Source organism: Ancylomarina sp. (genome assembly GCF_041555295.1).
GTDB lineage: Bacteria > Bacteroidota > Bacteroidia > Bacteroidales > Marinifilaceae > Ancylomarina.
The window spans coordinates 1-1,392 of the sequence record NZ_JBFFKR010000490.1; the positions used below are offsets into that span (position 1 = coordinate 1).

1 protein-coding gene and 1 pseudogene are annotated in these 1,392 nt (G+C 39.3%); both read left to right on the plus strand.

Annotation, left to right across the window (positions count from 1 at the left end; genetic code table 11):
• A partial coding sequence (gene ilvN, locus ABY905_RS17340; protein WP_372646170.1) for an acetolactate synthase small subunit occupies positions 1–385 on the plus strand: 385 nt, incomplete at its 5' end.
• 331 nt (positions 386–716) lie between these two features.
• A pseudogene (locus tag ABY905_RS17345) lies at positions 717–1,392 on the plus strand (ketol-acid reductoisomerase); the annotation flags it as partial.

Here is a 1,392-nt window from a genome sequence, read left to right on the forward strand (position 1 = left end):
ATACACAATCGTAGCCTATATGGATGAGAGCAAGGTTGAGAATGTGGTGCTGCAAATTGAAAAGATTATTGGCGTTTTTAAAGCACATTATTTCGAAGCAGAAGAAATCGTTCATCAGGAAGTGGCACTGTTTAAGATTGCAAATTCAACCAGATTAAATGGAAATTTAGAAGCCTTGGTGAGAAATCAGAACGCTAAGATTCTAACAGTAAGCCCCGACTTTTTGGTCATTGAGCGAGTAGGGTATAAAGCCGACAATCAAGCTTTGTTTCATGAATTGGAACAGTATGGTGTTTTGCAGTTTGCACGATCAGGCCGGGTTGCTGTCTCAATCCTGCAGAAAGATTTCACCTCGTATCTGAAGGGATTGGAAGAAGCAAGCTAACTGATGATTTAATAATTATGAGTTACGAATTATGAATTACAAATGAAATAAATGAAAGTCAATATTTTGTTTTGAGTGTGCATTGACAGTCTGCCATGAGGCGTGACTCATATGTGACAAGAGAGTAAAAACAAGGATCAGACTGTTTTGATTTTTGATTAGCAATTAATAATATCCTGAAGGGATAAAATATAAATAACCCCGAGTGAAACTCTGGGTGGAAAATAGATGCTTAGGTAAGCCTGAAGGGCTTGAACAAGCTTATATGGAGATTATCGAAAAACTAAAAATAACCGTGGTACTAGTGATTAGTATCTAAAATTAAAAAAAGATGGCAACAATAAATTTTGGAGGATCAGAAGAACAAGTAGTAACACGTGAAGAGTTTTCATTGGAAAAAGCACGTGAGGTAATGAAAGACGAAACCATTGCTGTAATTGGTTATGGTGTTCAAGGCCCGGGTCAGTCTTTAAATCTAAAAGACAATGGCTTCAACGTAATCGTTGGTCAACGTAAAAGTTCTAAAACCTGGGACAAAGCAGTCGCTGATGGATGGGTTCCTGGTAAAGATCTTTTCGAGATCGAAGAAGCTTTAGACAGAGCTACTGTAATTCAATACTTACTGTCAGATGCTGGTCAGATTGCTGTTTGGCCAACTGTTCAGAAATATTTAAAGCCCGGTAAGGCTCTTTATTTCTCTCACGGATTCGGTATCACTTATAAAGAGCGTACAGGTATTGTACCTCCAGCCGATGTTGATGTTATCCTTGTCGCACCTAAAGGTTCAGGAACCAGTCTACGTCGTATGTTTCTTGAGGGACGTGGTTTGAATTCATCTTATGCCATCTTCCAGGATGCAACAGGTAGAGCTTTCGATCGTGTTGTTGCTTTGGGTATTGGTGTTGGCTCAGGTTACCTTTTCGAAACCACTTTCAAACGTGAGGTTTATTCTGACTTGACAGGTGAGCGTGGAACATTGATGGGATGTATTCAGGGGATTTTTGCTG